This is a genomic window from Mesotoga sp. BH458_6_3_2_1, assembly GCF_003664995.1.
In the GTDB taxonomy this organism is placed as follows: domain Bacteria; phylum Thermotogota; class Thermotogae; order Petrotogales; family Kosmotogaceae; genus Mesotoga.
In genome coordinates this window covers 42,025-58,798 of record NZ_JFHL01000027.1, presented here as the reverse complement: position 1 = coordinate 58,798, position 16,774 = coordinate 42,025, and the positions used below count along the sequence as shown (strand labels likewise).

General features: G+C 47.1%; 16 protein-coding genes. 4 read left to right on the top strand and 12 right to left on the bottom strand.

Going from position 1 to position 16,774, the window contains the following annotated elements; genetic code table 11:
• Nucleotides 1-118 precede the first annotated feature (118 nt).
• The gene (locus Y697_RS12565; RefSeq protein WP_121552080.1) at nucleotides 119-2,200 is read left to right on the top strand and encodes an SIR2 family protein; all 2,082 of its coding nucleotides are present in this window, start codon (nucleotides 119-121) and stop codon (nucleotides 2,198-2,200) included.
• A 24-nt stretch (nucleotides 2,201-2,224) separates the two neighbouring features.
• Nucleotides 2,225-2,359 carry a hypothetical protein gene (locus Y697_RS15035; RefSeq protein WP_006489260.1) on the top strand — a complete coding sequence of 45 codons (135 nt, stop codon included), beginning with the start codon at nucleotides 2,225-2,227 and terminating at the stop codon, nucleotides 2,357-2,359.
• A gap of 85 nt (nucleotides 2,360-2,444) precedes the next feature.
• Here Y697_RS15035 and Y697_RS14750 read toward each other — a convergent pair whose 3' ends face one another.
• The 4 genes from Y697_RS14750 to Y697_RS12550 form a co-directional block, all read right to left on the bottom strand.
• Nucleotides 2,445-2,615: a hypothetical protein gene (locus tag Y697_RS14750; RefSeq protein ID WP_006489261.1), complete on the bottom strand. Its 171-nt coding sequence runs from the start codon at nucleotides 2,613-2,615 to the stop codon at nucleotides 2,445-2,447.
• Between the two features lie 808 nt (nucleotides 2,616-3,423).
• On the bottom strand, nucleotides 3,424-3,609 hold the full coding sequence (locus tag Y697_RS12560; protein WP_006489262.1) for a YegP family protein: 186 nt from the start codon (nucleotides 3,607-3,609) through the stop codon (nucleotides 3,424-3,426).
• A 1,637-nt stretch (nucleotides 3,610-5,246) separates the two neighbouring features.
• The gene (locus tag Y697_RS12555; protein ID WP_121552078.1) at nucleotides 5,247-6,182 is read right to left on the bottom strand and encodes a GGDEF domain-containing protein; all 936 of its coding nucleotides are present in this window, start codon (nucleotides 6,180-6,182) and stop codon (nucleotides 5,247-5,249) included.
• Nucleotides 6,175-7,281, bottom strand: coding sequence for a B12-binding domain-containing protein (locus tag Y697_RS12550; protein WP_121552076.1), 1,107 nt, complete (start codon nucleotides 7,279-7,281; stop codon nucleotides 6,175-6,177). The genes Y697_RS12555 and Y697_RS12550 overlap by 8 nt, the downstream gene beginning before the upstream one ends.
• A 512-nt stretch (nucleotides 7,282-7,793) precedes the next feature.
• Here Y697_RS12550 and Y697_RS12545 point away from each other — a divergent pair.
• Entirely contained in the window at nucleotides 7,794-8,582 is a 789-nt protein-coding gene (locus Y697_RS12545) for a hypothetical protein (RefSeq protein WP_121552074.1), read from the top strand.
• A 26-nt stretch (nucleotides 8,583-8,608) separates the two neighbouring features.
• Here Y697_RS12545 and Y697_RS12540 read toward each other — a convergent pair whose 3' ends face one another.
• The 4 genes from Y697_RS12540 to Y697_RS12525 all read right to left on the bottom strand — a co-directional run bounded on the left by Y697_RS12540 (nucleotide 8,609) and on the right by Y697_RS12525 (nucleotide 12,203).
• Nucleotides 8,609-9,172 carry a phosphatase PAP2 family protein gene (locus tag Y697_RS12540; protein ID WP_121552072.1) on the bottom strand — a complete coding sequence of 188 codons (564 nt, stop codon included), beginning with the start codon at nucleotides 9,170-9,172 and terminating at the stop codon, nucleotides 8,609-8,611.
• Nucleotides 9,173-9,247: 75 nt separating this feature from the next.
• A complete protein-coding gene (locus tag Y697_RS12535; RefSeq protein ID WP_121552070.1) occupies nucleotides 9,248-10,303 on the bottom strand; it encodes an SAM hydroxide adenosyltransferase in 1,056 nt (351 codons plus the stop codon).
• Between the two features lie 403 nt (nucleotides 10,304-10,706).
• The gene (locus Y697_RS12530; protein WP_121552068.1) at nucleotides 10,707-11,312 is read right to left on the bottom strand and encodes an N-acetyltransferase; all 606 of its coding nucleotides are present in this window, start codon (nucleotides 11,310-11,312) and stop codon (nucleotides 10,707-10,709) included.
• 57 nt (nucleotides 11,313-11,369) lie between these two features.
• Nucleotides 11,370-12,203 carry a nucleoside phosphorylase gene (locus tag Y697_RS12525; RefSeq protein WP_259462556.1) on the bottom strand — a complete coding sequence of 278 codons (834 nt, stop codon included), beginning with the start codon at nucleotides 12,201-12,203 and terminating at the stop codon, nucleotides 11,370-11,372.
• 52 nt (nucleotides 12,204-12,255) lie between these two features.
• Here Y697_RS12525 and Y697_RS12520 point away from each other — a divergent pair, with 52 nt between their 5' ends.
• Nucleotides 12,256-13,077 (top strand): hypothetical protein, encoded by an 822-nt coding sequence (locus tag Y697_RS12520; protein WP_121552064.1) that lies wholly within the window; start codon nucleotides 12,256-12,258, stop codon nucleotides 13,075-13,077.
• Nucleotides 13,078-13,152: 75 nt separating this feature from the next.
• Here the strand turns inward: Y697_RS12520 and Y697_RS12515 are convergent, their stop codons facing one another.
• From Y697_RS12515 to Y697_RS12500, 4 genes are read right to left on the bottom strand one after another with little or no spacing between them, the layout of a single operon-like run.
• The gene (locus Y697_RS12515; RefSeq protein WP_121552063.1) at nucleotides 13,153-13,809 is read right to left on the bottom strand and encodes a class II glutamine amidotransferase; all 657 of its coding nucleotides are present in this window, start codon (nucleotides 13,807-13,809) and stop codon (nucleotides 13,153-13,155) included.
• Nucleotides 13,797-14,399: a pyridoxal 5'-phosphate synthase glutaminase subunit PdxT gene (gene pdxT / locus Y697_RS12510; RefSeq protein ID WP_121552062.1), complete on the bottom strand. Its 603-nt coding sequence runs from the start codon at nucleotides 14,397-14,399 to the stop codon at nucleotides 13,797-13,799. Before pdxT ends, Y697_RS12515 begins: the two co-directional genes overlap by 13 nt.
• Nucleotides 14,400-14,402: 3 nt before the next feature.
• Entirely contained in the window at nucleotides 14,403-15,281 is an 879-nt protein-coding gene (gene pdxS, locus Y697_RS12505; protein ID WP_121552060.1) for a pyridoxal 5'-phosphate synthase lyase subunit PdxS, read from the bottom strand.
• A 2-nt stretch (nucleotides 15,282-15,283) separates the two neighbouring features.
• A complete protein-coding gene (locus tag Y697_RS12500; protein WP_183083816.1) occupies nucleotides 15,284-16,549 on the bottom strand; it encodes a nicotinate phosphoribosyltransferase in 1,266 nt (421 codons plus the stop codon).
• Nucleotides 16,550-16,774 lie beyond the last annotated feature (225 nt).

Here is a 16,774-nt window from a genome sequence, read left to right as displayed (position 1 = left end):
GCTGTTTCTAAACACTGGCTGCAGCAATGGAGTATCATTTCATTGATGAAGATTTGCTCAGAAACTAGTTTCAATCTGTGAATAAGACTTCTTAAGAGAAAAGACAGTGGGAGGAATAATGCTCTTAACAGACCATGTAGATATTCCGACAGAACTAATAAGGGCGCAGGAGGAAGAAAGGCTGGTAGTCTTCGCGGGTGCCGGTGTTTCGATGGCCTCGCCGTCAAACATACCCGGTTTTGTCGATCTAGCAAAGGCCGTAGCGAAAAGCTACGGTCAAAAATACTACGTCAAACAGCAGCGAGTCCAACCTCCGGACGTCTTTCTCGGCAGTCTCAACTCTAAGAATGGCGGACTGGGCGTCCACGAAATGGTGAAGCAGATAATGAGTGAACAAACTTCCAGGCCATCACAGCTTCACAGCCTTATTCCTCTTCTATTCAAAAGCGCCCGGGACCTCAAAATTGTAACGACAAATTACGACGCTCACTTTCTAACCGTCTTGAAGAATTACGGAGAGAGATACGACGGCTTCGACATCTTCAGAGCGCCCGCTCTACCGAGGGGCGACGACTTCAGGGGAATAGTATATCTTCACGGAAACGTGGAACAGGATTCAAGGTGGCTTGTTGTTACGAACAGGGACTTCGGAAGAGCTTACCTCACCGAGGGTTGGGCGAGGGACTTTCTTAGGGACCTTTACCTATCGGATTACACGATTCTCTTCATAGGGTACAGCCATAGAGATACCATAGTCGATTACCTCGCAAGAGGGCTGGACATAAGGCAATCGAACAGATACGCGCTTGTCAGCGCCAGCGATGCCGAGAGGTGGAAAGAGATCAACGTGATTCCCGTTTCATATCCACTTTCACCCGAAAAGAAGAAAGTGCATTACGAACTCCAGAAGGCTCTTGAAAACTGGACTTCCCTGGCCAGTTCAGATATTGAAACCCATACCGAAAGAATTGAAAGCATTGCCTGCAAGAAACCTACTAAGGATCAAAAGGTCGACAGCTACCTAACATACTGTCTCAACCGCGAAGACCTCACTGTGATCTTTTGTCGTTTCGCAGAGGACTTCGAATGGGTGGAATGGCTCGATTCAAAGGCGATGTTGGACAATCTCTTCCGAGAGGAAGGGACTCTCACAGAGATCGAGAAGTCTCTCACCCGCTGGTTCGTAAAAACCGCTTTCGGAAGCAGTCGCCAGGAACACTTGACTTTTTTGGTCTCCAGAAGATCATCCTTGAACCCATATCTGGTCTCTTCAATCGTGGAACATATGGCAGACAGTGATCTGGAGATTCCAGATACCTGTCAGGCAGAATGGTTGAATCTGATCCTCAACAACTGGCACAAAGGAGAAACACCGGGTCTCGCAATGCTGAAAGCCCTGAAGAAGGTCGATGTCTCCGCAAACCCTTGGATAGTAGCGAAGGCCATTCAGAACTTCTTCTCTCTTTCGCAGACTGGAAAACCAGCGAAGCTTTCCCTCTTTCACAGGCAATACGATCTTGAACCTCTTGTAGAAGCCGATTGCTTGAAGAGATTCTGGTCTGAAATCATTGAACCGAACCTTGACACTCTACACGAAGACATCCTTTCGATTCTGACTTCGCAACTAATGAAGGCCGTCACAGACATGTCGGTAACTAATAGCTCCTTAAGAGAGTACGACAGCATCTGCAGCGCGAGAAAGACCATCGAAGAGAGCGAGCCGGAGTCAAACCCGGAATGGCTTCATATCTATATAGATCTCGTACGTGATACGATCCTTCACTTGATAAAAACCGACAACAAAGACAGGGACTTCTATTACGAATGGTGGAGGCGATCCAGGGCTCCTATCCTCTGGCGTATGCTGCTGTATGCTGTATCCGAAGATCCTTTATACTCGGACGACTGCCGCATCATGACCGTCCTGGACAATGGATGGCTGATAAATCCCGTTCTGAAAGCAGAAACCGCGAAGATCATCTCTAACTCGCTTCGAAAAGTCTCCAGATCACTTAGAATGAAAGTCGTTGAGACTATTGAAAGAGAACTAGAGAGGCTTTGCAGAATATCTGATCTTAGTAGCGTTCAGAGATCAAATCCTGCTTTCGGAGCGATCCTTTCGGCAATCGAAAAGTCAGGAGTCGACTCCCCCGAAATCAGAGGATTAATCGAAGCACTTGAAGAAAAAGAACGGTCGTAGCGCCTCACAGTCTCGGAACGGAATTTGATTCGCAGGCACAATGTAATACCGGAGTTCTTTGTTGAAGAGGAAGACCGCCGTGGCGACCAGTATGATGTGCCAAATGTAGAGCTTCAAGAAGCGCTAGAGATACTGAAAGAACTTGAAATAAGAAAGTGAAGCTTCAAACGAAAGGAATCATAACGAGATATCACAAATAAACAGCCCGGAGAATCCTCCGGGCCTCTAAATATTTAGAGTTCGACTAAGTCTTCTTACCCTTGTCCATATAGGCGACAAGGACCATAATAGCACCGCCGATCCATTTGAATATAACGTGCCAGACGGGCTCTACAACGGTTCCGATGTTGAATGAGGCTAGAAGAGCCATAACCAGGACTACCACACCGGCGAGCATCAATACCATTCTTGACATAATGATCACCCCTCCTGTTTACAGGTATCTGGTACAATCTTGACTCCGTCTACTATCGTGATTTTATCACAACTTCAAGCAAGAAAGACCACTTCTGTAGAAAAAATCTCGCCTTGGTTTCAATCTAGTTATAATAGGTCGGTTATTCAGTTGCATTGATCGATTTCGGTTATGAGATCAAACAGACCTCCGGGACTGCGATTTCACATGTAAGAACCGCTTTACCTTTGAAAGGGCGTCCTCCGTCAGCCGCTTAAAGTTTAAGATACATTAACCGATAAAATCGAGATAAGACGACAAAGATCATTTTTTGACATTCGCTTCGCCTACGAGAAAGCGAAACATTCACACCCCAAGAATCGAGAATCGCGATCTTCGCTCTTAAATGCCAGCTTTGACGGCTCATCATTGCCCACATCATCTTCTTCCTTAGTTCCAGAATCAGCAATTATTATCAAACAAACACCGCTTCACTCATCTCTCTGCTCTTGATATTAACTCCCCGCTTGAGCGGTGGGGAGTGTTTGTTTTGAAATGCGTTTTCAACCGCGTACCTTTTGAAAATTAAACGGAGATAACTTTCTGTGTGTTCCAGACTCTTTCTAAGCTAAGTGTGCCTTATCTGACACACGTTTATGTGAACGAGTTTGCTAATCTTCAGAGACTTATACCGACAGTCGCTTCTTATTAGTCGTCCCTCGAAAAACTTAAGACTCCCATTCAAAGTAGCAAACACCTCTCGAAGTACGAAATTCTTCCAGGAAAGTCCTCCCGCCTTGGAAATTCAAAGAGCTATCTAATCCTCAAACTAGACCTCTTCCACGTCCGCATGAGGAGCATACTTCTTGACCGCGTCGATACCATTCAAACAAGCCTGCTTACTCGTATAGCCCTCACTGGCAGCGATTATCTCGCCGTTTGGTGCTTTTAGTCTAAATCTATACTCGCCCTTCGTATCCACATAAACCTCAAATTTTGCGTTTTCCATTGCCATTTGCATACCTCCGTTCTGCTTATTAATGAATTCTTTTTCTTATTGTTGGCTTTCCAATGATTCCTAGAAATCAACTCATACAGGCAAATCCAAACACTCTTCGCTCCAAGGCGGGAGTTCAAGAGCTTAGATTGCAACTTGCAAAACTAATCTACTTAGCTTTCAGATAATGGTTTTACTTAGTCTTATTTGACAGAGATTCTTTCACCTCCTGGTTCTATAAGGTATTAAGTTCTCTCGTCGAAAGATTTCAAGTGAAGTGAAATCTCACAAATTCATAAGTTCAGAAATCTAACTCTGAGTCTCTTCCTCATGAGGAAAAGCAAAGGATTAGGCAGTAAAAGAACGTCTTCATTTTACTACTTGCCATAAAGAAAACAAAAAACCACAATTCTGGATTATTTCAGAATAAACCATTCTTATCATTTCTAAACCCGCCTGAATTGCTCTAATCAGACATTATTAACAGAACAAGGACAAACTCATTTCTTAAGCTTTGTTGCTTCAGTCCAAGCTACTCACCATAGTTTGCACACTCATCCCGGTAGTGACCTTTTGAGGTCTTCTCGCTTCGTTATCGCGACACGGGTTTCGCAAGAACATCACTCGGTCATCTTTAACTTGTTTCGGGATCTGGGTTTTTGGGAAACCGTGGTTGGGGGTCGGAGGTCGGGGGTTCGTAAGAGCAAGAGAAACTGGTTGAACGTTGAGCGGTTCTCCGTTCGCCAAGAGGAGCCTTGAATCAATAGCATTAAGATTCCGACCAGGAGCTTTGTCGGAATGACGGAATTGGGCGTTTTCGCAATAACCGTTAGTTATCATCCCACTGAGCCTGTCCTGAAATGATCTTGTTCAGGGCTCCTGTTTGGGGTCTCCTGTTCAGAGTCATCCCGAACTTGTTTCGGGATCTTGCTTTGAAACGATCGGGGTTGCGGGTTCGAAAAGAGCTACGGAACACAAGATGCTGATAATAGTTCATGATGTTGGTATGGGATGTTTGATCTTGATCTTCATACGTCTACCCTCATACCTCTGACCTCTTTAGTTTTTTTGATCTTATCGAAGGACAGGCTCTTCTCGGAAAACCATTGACGGACAGCGTTGTCTTCACAGCGATCAGCGGGTTCTCCACTTTTAAGCTCACAGTGGTTCTTATGCTTGCAGCTTGAAACAGGCAAATTGCGACTGTGTTCTTCGAAGCACGGAGGACCGTTGACTGACAACCTGGTTTTCGTCCGCGTTAAGCTGATCATCTTGAAGTCCGGCTCCTAAATCCCCGCTCGAGCGGGGGGATCGCTTGCGGTGGGGTGTGTACTCTTTGAAACCGCTTTGCTAAAGAGTCCACGACAGGTGGCAATGTGTCTTTCAATCTGCAGCTGCTCTTTCCCCGCGAAGCGGAACTGGCCTCGGCAAGCGAAGCCTTCACTGGCGGCGATGATTCTCGCCTTTTGACTGGCTTCTGAATGCTTCCCGCTGAAAGCGGTATCACTTATGCTCTTGGTCTACTCGGAGGACGGAGAACCGTTGACGGTGGACCTGAGAAGGCTTTCTGCCAAAGGCAGCATCACTTCCCGACGGAGTCAGCATTTCGTCTTCTTTCAATGGAAACTCGCCTTCGTCAGCAGATGTGACCTATTTCAATGCACGACTCTGTTCTTTCCACCGGATTTTGCACTGTAAAGAGCATCGTCAACTCGCTTCAGTATGCTTGATTTCGTGTCTGAAGGTTTAAATGTGGCGACCCCGAAGCTGGCCGTGACTGTAAATCCGAGCTTTTTCTCAGTCTCTTCCTCGAAGTTCTTTCTGACCTGTTCGGCAATCTCGGTAGCCTCTTTCGAAGTTGTTTCGGGAAGCATTACGATAAATTCCTCACCGCCGTATCTCACAGTAGTCCGCCTTGGTGAGATTATCTCGTTTAGGATATCGGCAAACTGCTGCAGAACTCTGTCACCCTCAGGGTGGCCTCTAGTGTCGTTGACTTTCTTGAAGTCGTCTATGTCTGCCATAATTATTGAAAGAGGTTTGCAGGTCGAGCATAGGCTTTCTATCTCTTTATCGAGCCTGCTCATGAACTCGCGCCTGTTCGACAATCCAGTCAATGGATCGCAGTTCATCAGTCTTTCTATCTCTTTATTTGCAGCCTGAAGCTCTTTGTTCTTCCGCCCTAACTCTCTCGTTAGCGATGCGAGCTCATCCGTAACTTTCGACATGCTCTCCATAATGTCTCCGGCCGAAAGGCCGATCTTCACGCCCAGAAACAGCCTCCTTGACTCGTCGACCAGCATGACAAATCCGCTCACTAGATGAATGTTCGATCTTGAATCGTTAAGACCGATTCTCACAGGCTTCTCTCCATGTCTCTTCAATAGAGCTTGGGAATTGTCCACCACAAGATCGCATATGTTCTCGCCTACGAGAGTATCACTTCTCTCGACTAGAGAAATCAGAGAAGGGCTGTGATCGAGGATGTTGCCTTCGTTGTCAAAGAGAATTAGAATAGCTCCAGATAGACTCTCGAGAACGGAAAAGAAATCATCTCTCCTAGAAAGGATAGCCTTTCTCAGCTCATTCACGTTCTTCCCACCATTTTTTGGCAAGCTCGATAGCTTCAACGGCCGATTCGGCAGTTCCGTCTGCTCCCAGCCTCTTCCAGAGGTCCTCCGATTCGTTGATTACAAGACCTCCAACCATGATCTTCATTTCCTCGAAATCACTATCATATCTGACGGATTGAATAAGCTTTTTCGTGAGATCCAGGTTGAAGGACATTGTAACGGAAACGGCAAGCAACATAGGCAGATTTTTCTTCAGATGCTTAAGGACTTCGGATACCGGCGTGTTGGCACCGAGATAGCTGACGTTCCAGCCACTCAACTCAAGAAGATCGGCTATTATCCTTGCTCCAAGCTCATGGTACTCGTTCTGCGAACTGAGTACTACTGCCTTTCTTCTGGGGTGCGAAGGCACGGTCTCGATCATGCTGTAGGTGCTTGCCATAAGTCTGTTCATGAGAGAAGTCGCAAGATGCTCCTCGGCAACGGATATCTCACCGATCTGCCACAGGTAGCCTATCTCATACATTGCCGGTTGAACTACCTTCAGATAGAAATCGGCAAGCGACTCTTCACTGTTGATTGAACGGTTAGCAATCTCTTTGAGCTCTTTGTAATCGCCTGTGAGTAACGCAAGGACAGTCTTCCTCTCGACGGGCTTCCAGTCCTCGTCAACCTTCATCTGGATAAGACCTTCTTGAGCATGCTGAACAGCCGCATTATGAGAATCCAGCATGGCCCTATATACCTCGACAACTTGAGCGGCGTCTTCCAGACTTAGAAATTCATTTATTGCATTCATCCAGGCTTTCAAGACTTCAGGAAAGAAATCGACCGAGAAGTTTCTCGAGGTGTACGTCTTATAGACCCAGGGTAGAGTCTTCGCCAGGAGATCGTAGTCGTTCAGCTTAATCACATTTGAGATGAATCGAAGATGATTCGAGTTGTTGTCATACATAATGTATAGCGGATTCATGCCGAGAAGCTCAGAAATATCCTCTCTCGCCGCCATAAGCTCATTGACCCTCTTCAACATCTTCTCTCCCTGAGACTCGTACTCCAAAGCTGCCGAGGCTGAAACACTCAGGTTTCTTCCAAAATCATCCGATACTCTCTGCATACAAACACTCCCCAGGTGATTCAATCAGATTAACGGTCTTACCGTATACACATTATAAACTACCGGGACCTTGTTCACAGGATTCCTTGAGCTCTTCATCACAACCTTGCTGATTCGATAGAGAAAAAAGCCAAAATACCCGTCAAGTTCCTACTAATAACAGTTTGGCCCTTCTGGCGCTCCTGAAAGCGCACGAGACGAAATCTTTCGGCAACTTTCGACAGCCTGATCTTACGGTTCGTGTTGATACACAGCCTTCAAAATGATTTTGAAGATGTCGGACATTCCCCGAAAGAATTCGTTTGCGTGTCCAATTGATTTACATATAAAATATAAAAACACAATGTACTTCCAGATAGATATTTTTCTCTCAACCAGACTTTATTCGACTCGATTCCGAAATCTCTTCGACCAGAAATTAGCTGCCGTCTCTCCAGCTTAATTCTCTATACTTCAACGCGTATAATGTAACTTTCGACTTCAGTCGTATGATCTCGATGGGAGGTGAGAGAATGAAACGTTTCTTCGTACTGCTCGTAATAGTAGCTCTGATCTTTATTCTTTCGGGATGCATATGGGGAGAAAAGCCTCTTCTAAAGATAGCCCTTATAGATGATTCCCATGCAAACAGATTTGGAGAGGAGGAGAGTGAGTTTTTCGATGGCATAATCGCTATTCTCGCGGCCAAAGGTTACGACTACAAATACTCCTCTGTGGTAGGGTTTGAACCGCAGAACTACGCAATCGTGATTCTTTCAATGCCTGGTACAAGTTACTCTATTTCGGACATCGACAAACTGGAAACACAGCTAACTAAAAAAGGCAAGATCATAATGATGGATATGCTCGTTGAAGTTCCACCGGCAAGTACCTTCTTTCTGGATGCTCTTTCCGAAGGCCTTAATACTGGCATAGGTTTTTTGTGGGGGCTTGTAACGGATACCGTCAATAACATCGGCGGAAACAAGATAATGATAACATCCGATAACTTTACGACCCACCCGCTTGCATCTTCCCTCTCTGCGAAGATCGCCATGATGATGGCTACCAAGCTAACTGTGGAAGGGAATGCGACAGTCGCAATCTTTGCCGAATCATCTGCAATCTTCACTACCTATGTACCTAGTGGTGATGAAGTGACCTATGAACCGCAGATTCCCGCACCCATACCGATTGTGGCAACATCCAACATCGGGGGAGGGAAAGTCGTGGCGATTTCCAGCGCTTACGCTTTTCACGGAACACTAATGGGAATCGTCCCAGGCAACACCGACCTCTTCAGGGCAGCGGTCGACTGGTAAATCACCTACTAGAAACGTATTTACTCTTAGCTGCCGGATTTGTCGTTTCTCTCAGGCTTGATAATAGTGTACTTGTCGAAGAGCCAGACGGTGGCGATTCCGCATGCGATGCCGATAAGGGCACCGGCAATAACGTCCGAGAAATAGCTGAAATAGACGTAAACCTCTGCCAGAGCTATTAGAAAAGAAAGTAGAACAAGCGGAACCCTGAGCATCTTGACGCTGTTCCATAAGACTGCAGTGTAGGCAAAAGCGACGGCAACCGGAGAAGAGGGGAAGGAGTAAGTCTGGGGAATTGGAAAGATGATAGTATATCCCTCGATAAACTCTAGCGGCCGTAGCCTCCCGAAAACGGGCTTTAGGATAACGAAGACAATGAACAGAGTTATGCCGAGTCCGAGCGAAGTCATATAGCCGACCCTGCGGAATCTCTTATCGAAGAGGAGAAAGACCGTAAGAAGGATCCACACTAAGGCCCCTCTCTCGAGAAACAGCATGAAAGAGAGGAAAAGATCTATAAACTGGCCAGACATAACTGCATTAAGCGAATCCATAATCGAAAGCTCAATCTGATTAAGCGCATCCCACATTCCAGAACACCACCATAATCTCTAACAAAAGAGGCGGTTCTAGACCGCCTCTCGATAATAGCATTCAATACTTGATTATCTTAGAATATCCTGAATAGCGGCGATCTCTGTGTAAGTTAGACCTGCCCTCTTTGTCAGATAGTTAAGTGCAACGCTTTTCACATTGACATCGCTGACTGGATTACCATTGTTCATTAATACAAAGAGATCTGCGACGATCTTTCTCACTGCATCGTAAGCTGCGGTTCCTGGTAATACATTGTAGTAGTTCTCGTAAGACTTGACATAATCGGCATAAATCTCGTCGGTCTTTGCGTTCATAATTGCGCCAAGCAGAGCAGATGCGATCCCGGCTCTATCCTTGCCTTCGACACAGTGAATCAGGTACGGCGGCTCGTGAACTATCATGAATCTAAGGCCCTCTCCGAGCTTCTTCGCAAAGTCGTCTGCGAGAGGATCGACACCCATGTTCAAATTAATGAGGTTACCGGCCTCGCCGATGGACTTGTAGTACTCCGAGTATTCAAGATTTAGTGCGAGCTCTTCATCTGAATCGGAGAGATTGATAACAGTCTTGATACCGGCCTGCTCGATAAGAGCCGACGCGTAGGGAGCCCTGGGATCGTCTATCGAAGGATGGGAGCATCTGTAAAGCTTACCCGGAGCTATATCTCCGAGGGTAATCTCTCTGAAGTTCGCGAATACCGCATCACTTGCGTAATCTTCCCTTACGTCGCTTCTCACAAGATGTCTTATCTCCAGCTCATCCTTGTAAGCCCCTTTCTCGACCAGACCCATGTAAACTGGACTTCCGACCTCAAGTCCGTAAGTCTGAGCGAAATTACCATAGTTGATAGCGAGAAGAACATGCATGTCGGAGTATCTTGCAAGAGGCTGTCCTCTGTCGACATCACCATATGTTGTTACGAATGGGACCATGATTGTGGTTGTACCCATCGTTACGTAGACCAAGTCTCCTGATTCAATAGCGGCGTAAACAACTGCTTCCATGGGGATATTCGTATGAACGTTACCGTACTTATCAATTTCGGCTACCGCGCCAACTATTCCTGCGAGCATCAAAGCCGACAGAATCACAAATACACCCAGTAAAAACCCTCTTTTAAGCATACAACACCTCCACCTATCCTTTTTAGACGTTAAGGTATTTGCACCACAATTATATCACCGGCCACTTTTAATCTCGAAAAGACGAATTCTCTTTGCCAAATCCACTTGATAATCATCTTACAACTGCGTGGCCACAATACTTATGACAATCATCTTCTAATATACCGTTTATACCACACATAGAGCCATAGAGAAACGAACGAAGAAGTGTGTCGCACAGAACCAAAAGAAAGGATACTGTTAACAATAACCGTCTTTCAGTCTGCCTGCAAAATTGATTAATGAAAGAGTGACTTTGTTTACCCGAAAATCTCGAGTACTACACGTCTTAGTTCTGAGTTTCTCTAGCATTTTCTCTCTATTTGCTTATGAAAAAAGACTGTCGCAAGTGCAGCGATCCATCTCATTCATTATTCCACATAGCATTTCTAATCATGCTCCAGGTCGTGAGTTTGGACGATATTTCAACTTCCCTCACAATGGAAAAGCCAAAGGATTTGTAGAAGCCTAGGTTTAAAGGGTTTTGAGTCTCCAGATAACAGGGGAGAGCTCTTGAATCTGCTTGACGCGTAAGAAGGCTCAAAAGCTGCCTTCCAATACCCTTGCCCTGCGAAGCGGGAGAAACGGCAATGAAGATTAGGTGAAGGTGGTGACCTTTTATGCAATCTTTGTGGACCTTCGAGACTCCCCTGCCGACCTTCATAAGACGATTAAGTGATCTTGCTGGAAATTTGAGCATTTTCAAGGCTCCGCTCCTGATCCATGCTCCAAGGCCGGGCTCTTCTTCAGAATCAATCCAAAGAATCATTCCTTTCATATCGGGCGAATCGAAATAGGCATTCCCTCTGGTAGAATAGGCCTTAAACATGACTGCGTAGATCTTCCTTGTGACTTCCCTTCTCTTTTCACTAACTACGTATTTGACCATCGGATCATCGGCAAATGCTTCTGCCAAGATTTCTATCGCACTTGAGTGTTCTCTTGCAGAAATCCTGATCGGTTCTAACATACTATCACCCTTTCAGTTTTCTGACATGCACATCAAAGGGCTTGAATGGCAATAGATCTATAATCTCAGGCAGCACTCTATCGCCGCCCAGAAGACACGCTCCTTATGACTGGCGGCCTCGGGATGAAATCTTCTGTCCCACTCTTCGCCGCTAACGTCGTCTCCCGAGGAAAGCAGCTGTCCAAAGAGGACATTTCTGAACTTCGAGACGGCCATAAGGGCCGAAGCCTCCATTTCGACGGTAATACAGCCCTCGTCGATTCTCTCCTTGACTATCTTCTTCGTCTCCCTGTAGAAAGCGTCTGTTGTCCACGTCTTTCCCTTGAGATATGGAATCGATAAAGCTTCCAGTGAGGCCTCCACCTTTTTCAACACCTCTGTATCTACAGCGATTTCGCGGGAAGGCTCAAGGTAATGGTACGATGTTCCCTCGTCTCTGATGGCAGATTCAACGACTATGATTTCTCCCCTAGGGATCTCTCTCTTCAATACTCCGCATGAGCCGCAGGCTATTGTTTTTCTAACTCCAAGGGCGATGAGCTCCTCATAGAAGCCCGCCGCCGACGGAGCTCCAAGTCCGGGATTCAAGATAGCGACTTTGACCTCTCTGTATTCGATCTCATAGACTGGGAAGAATCCTACCTCGCTTCTCCTGTCAATGATCTTCTTCAGAAGACCCTTGCTCAAGAGAGTCTCTATCACGCCCTGATAGAAGAGAATTACCGCTCTTTCCGGCATTTCGGGGATCGAAGAGATGACTTTCGTCGGTTCTATGACGGCCGGTCTTTCATAATCATGTTCCAGAATAGGTAAACGCTTCTCCATATCTGCCCCCTTTGCGACTATTCTAGCAGCGAAAAAGAGATCGATAATCCCCAAATGACCTGACACTTTTGTAACTGGAAGCTATATAATTGTAATCAGTATAAACGGAGGTGGGATCGTGAAGACAAGGTTCGTACTGATAGTAGTACTTCTTATCGCAGTTGCTTCATCGGCAGGCATGTTGAACAAACCCGAAAACAGGTTCAAACTCGAGCTTGATTATGAGATCGGATTTACAGGAGTGATCTTCCACACCATTCAGTTCGGTCAGACGGGAACCGTTCTTAACTACGTGAAAGATGGCGGTCAGGACGTTCTCTTTCCATATCAAAGGTACACCGCTGGGCTGAGCATCGGCAAACATACGGTCTACTTTCTGTATCAGCCGCTCACCGTTCAGTCGAAGGTTCAGCTTAAAAACGATCTGATAGTCGATGGAGTCACCTTCCCCGCCGGAAGCGGAATCCTCTTGAACTACGGTTTCCCCTTTTACAGGGTCAGTTACACTTACGACGTCTTGAGAAAGGGCAACAGCTATCTTGCCCTCGGTCTTTCTCTTCAGTTGAGAAATGCAGATATCTACTTCGAGTCTCTCGACGGAACGAAGTTCGTCGACAACAAAAATGTCGGTCCCGTTCCGATTATCAAAGTGAAGGGCGCATACTGGCTGAATGAAAAGGCTTACCTCGCTGCCGACATCGACGGCTTCTACGCCTCCAGCAGTTTCATTAACGGAGCAGACTTCGACTTCGAGGGATCGGTGCTGGACGCCTCTATAAGAGCTGGCCTGCTTCTAACGGATTATCTCGAAACCTATTTCAATGTACGTTTCATAGGTGGAACCGCTAAGGGCACTTCCGAAAACTCCGACAGCCCCGACGGCTTCACCGACAACAAACTTGCGACCATCAACTTCAGCATAGGCTTCCAGCTGAAGTAGAAAAGCTACAAGTATATAAGAACCGGCCACAATGGCCGGTTTTTTTCTTGTAATCCGCTATTATATTAGGACTTACTAAAGAACTATCGATTCGCCGTTTTTTATTTCGATAGAGTTTCCGAGAAGTCCGCCGAATTTCTCGACAGGTTCACTGGAGACTATTCTTACCCCATCCCTTTCGTAAAGAAACAGGGCGTGCTCCGTGTCATCTCTCTCTGCGTTCTGCCTTATTGCCCACACGCTTTCATAGTCCGTGAGAAGCGCGTTGATCGACGTGTAGCGATAATGTTCTGCCACAAAGTCCGCGGTGATTTCCAGAGCTCTCTTCGTTTCATATATCTCAAGATTGCTTACAAGAAGCTCGAGATATCTCTGCGTATCTGTTGTTCCTTCATCGCTAGCGAAGTCGTATATCGTTCCGTTGTGGCAGAAGGCGTAGTTCCTCCCCTTGACCGTGGCGTAGAAGGGATGAACGTGTTCGAGATTGACAACGTATCCCTTTGAGGCTTTTCGAGAATGAATAATGCCTACCCTGTTCTGAGGAAGCCTCTTGTCGCTATCAAAGATCGCACCGGAACTGTTGTAGGTCTCTCTTCCTTCGCCGCACACGGCATAGCCCCAACCGTCGCTGTGAGGACTGGAAATGCCTTTCATGGAGATGCCCTTTAGAATGTCCAAGATCCAGTTAGCATCTATGTTCTTATCTGCCTTGAAGGCGATCATTCTGCACATTTTTCAATCCTCTGTCCAGCCGCTTCGGCCATCTTTAGAAAGTACCGGTGAATCCTCAAATCTCCGGTAAGTTCAGGATGGAAGGAGGCTGCCAGCACGTTGCCCTGGCGAACGAGAACCGGCAATTCTTCGTAGCTTGTGAGGACTCTTACTTCGTCACAGATCGATTCGATCTTCGGAGCTCTTATGAATACTGCCCTGAATGGTTCGGGTCCAATCTCGTCGATCTGTAGATCGACCTCGAAGCTGTTGATCTGCCTGCCGTAACCGTTTCTCTTGACGCTAATGTCTAGAACGCCCAAAGAGTCCTGATTAACGACGTTTTCGATCGTCTTCGACAGGAGAATCATGCCCGCGCAGGTTGCCAGGACCGGCATTCCATCTTCTATCCTATCCCTGAGGGTCTCCCACATTTCAAACCTCTTCAAGAGTTTGATCATAGTGGTCGACTCTCCGCCCGGCATTACCAACGCCATGACTGAATCGAGCTCCTTCCGATCCTTCACCCAGGACGGTTCCACTCCTGCCTTCCTGAGAATCGATAGATGTTCCTGTATAGCGCCTTGAATTCCGAGAACACCGATCTTCAACCCTTACCAGCCTCTTTCTTCCATTCTAACTTCAAGAGTCTCGATCTCGAGGCCGTCCATTGCATCTCCTACGTTCTCGGAGATCTCTGCCAGCGCTTCGGGATTGTCATAATGCAAAACTGCTTCGACTATCGCTTTGGCCATTCTTGCGGGATCCTTTGACTTGAAGATTCCCGAACCGACGAAGACTCCGTCGCAGCCGAGCATCATCATGAGAGCCGCATCGGCCGGTGTAGCCACTCCGCCTGCGGCGAAATTGACAACGGGAAGCCTTCCGAGCTCTCTTACCTGACTGAGGATTTCGACAGGCGCACCGATTTCCTTTCCGTAGTGGACGAGTTCGGCATCGTTCATCATCTGGACCTTTCTCACTTCTTCATTGACGGTTCTCATGTGCTTGACTGCCTCGATGATATTTCCTGTGCCGGCCTCTCCCTTTGTTCTGATCATCGCGGCTCCCTCGGCGATTCTTCTGACTGCTTCTCCGAGATTTCTCGCTCCACAAACGAAGGGGACGGTAAAGATTCTCTTGTCTATGTGATATTTGTCATCTGCAGGGGTAAGAACCTCCGATTCGTCGATGAAGTCAACGCCAATAGCCTCGAGGATCTTCGCTTCGGCGATGTGGCCGATTCTAGCTTTGGCCATTACAGGGATCGTTACAGTTTCCATGATCTCCTTGATGAGACCAATCTTTGCCATTCGGGCTACTCCGCCCTCTTTTCGAATGTCCGCCGGTACTCTTTCAAGAGCCATTACTGCAGTGGCTCCGGCATCCTGAGCTATCTTTGCCTGCTCGGGATTCGTAACGTCCATGATTACGCCGTTCTTGAACATTTCAGCGAACCCTTTTTTTACTGTCCAGGTTCCCTTTGCTTCCATTTTCAACACCTCTCCTCTTTATCGTTGTTCCAATAGTTACTCGCTACTTTTTCCAATCTTGGAGCCTCTTTCTTTCCTCTTCCGACTTTTGCGCAGGGTCTTCCTTCAACCTCCACGATATCTGCCGTGAAGTCCAGCTTGTTTTTCAACAGAGATGAACCGACCCCGTAAACATCCGCGGGGACATCAAGCTTTTCGAAGAGATCTATCTTCTCCGCCGTGAAACCGCCCGAGACGACTATCTTCAAATCCTTCATTCCGCACCTGTCGAATTCCCTTCTAGCTCTCCAGACCAGTTCGGGACAGACTCCCAGCGAGGAAGAGTCTTTCGGGACGACAGAAACGTCTCTCAGGCTGCCAGAAGTATCGAATCTCACGCCCCATATCTTTCCCTTTCCCGGACCTATGACAACCGAAGGATCGGTTTTGCCAGGTATGAAGTCCTCACCGGTCTCGGCCTTATACGTGCGGGCAACGCAATCGATCGTCGTTCCGATTACGTCGTTGTCCCAATCGACCAAGATTATTCGATTGACTCCGCCCTCTATGTAACGATCGAAAGCCATTGCGGCCTCGGCCGTATCTCCGTTATACACTGCGATAAGCGCGTGAGGTATCGTCCCCATGCTCTCAACTCCCCAGTAGTCGGCGTTCGCATCTGTAGATACACCAAAGGCACCGGCCTTGAGCGCCGCGTATCCGTCCGTTGCCTGAGTCCAGAAATGGTCGAATCGCGCGCTGAAGAAGAGTATCTCCTTGCCTCTGGCCGCCTTCACGACGGACTTGACGGCAGTCGCCGTTGAAGAGGCTCTCGCTATAACACCCAGCAATATGGTTTCTAGATAGGAGAAGTATCTGGGGTCGCCTTCTATAGTCATTACCGGTTCCATGTCCTTTGCTTCATCGCCGTCGTACAGCGCGCAAACTTCGAGTTCGGGCCATTTGTCAATCCAGAGATCATTCAACTTCATCTTCAGATCCCATTTTCGAGCTGTGAGTTCCACCAAAGCCCGAGGGTCCATTTCCCAGGCTGCGTGGTTGACCTCCTTCTCAATCTCCAGTACCTCTTCGAAGAGCCTCTTCGCCTCTTCTTCATTCGAGTAATAACCGGTCCCAAAACGAAGAATGGCGAGCGCTTCGTCAATTCCCACTATTGTCGCGTCTCTTCTCGGGAAGAGCTGGTATAGCACCCTTGACTTCTTATCTGCCTTTTTGAGGACTTCGACAAGTCTCGTAAAGTATTTGTCAGAATAGTAGCCGGCTCTCATCTTGTCAATCGGTACTTTGAAAACCCTTGGGTCGATTCTGCACTTGTCCAAGGAGCGCCCCCTGCCTCTGCCCTGATTCGCGAGCAAAAAATTCCGGGAAAAACCTATCCGGTATCCTGATTATATAATAATAAACGACTTTCGACTCTTGAACCCGGCTGATCTTTGCCAAACGGACCGGTCCAAAAAAAACCGGCCACAGGGCCGGCAGATAAAATGAAGCTT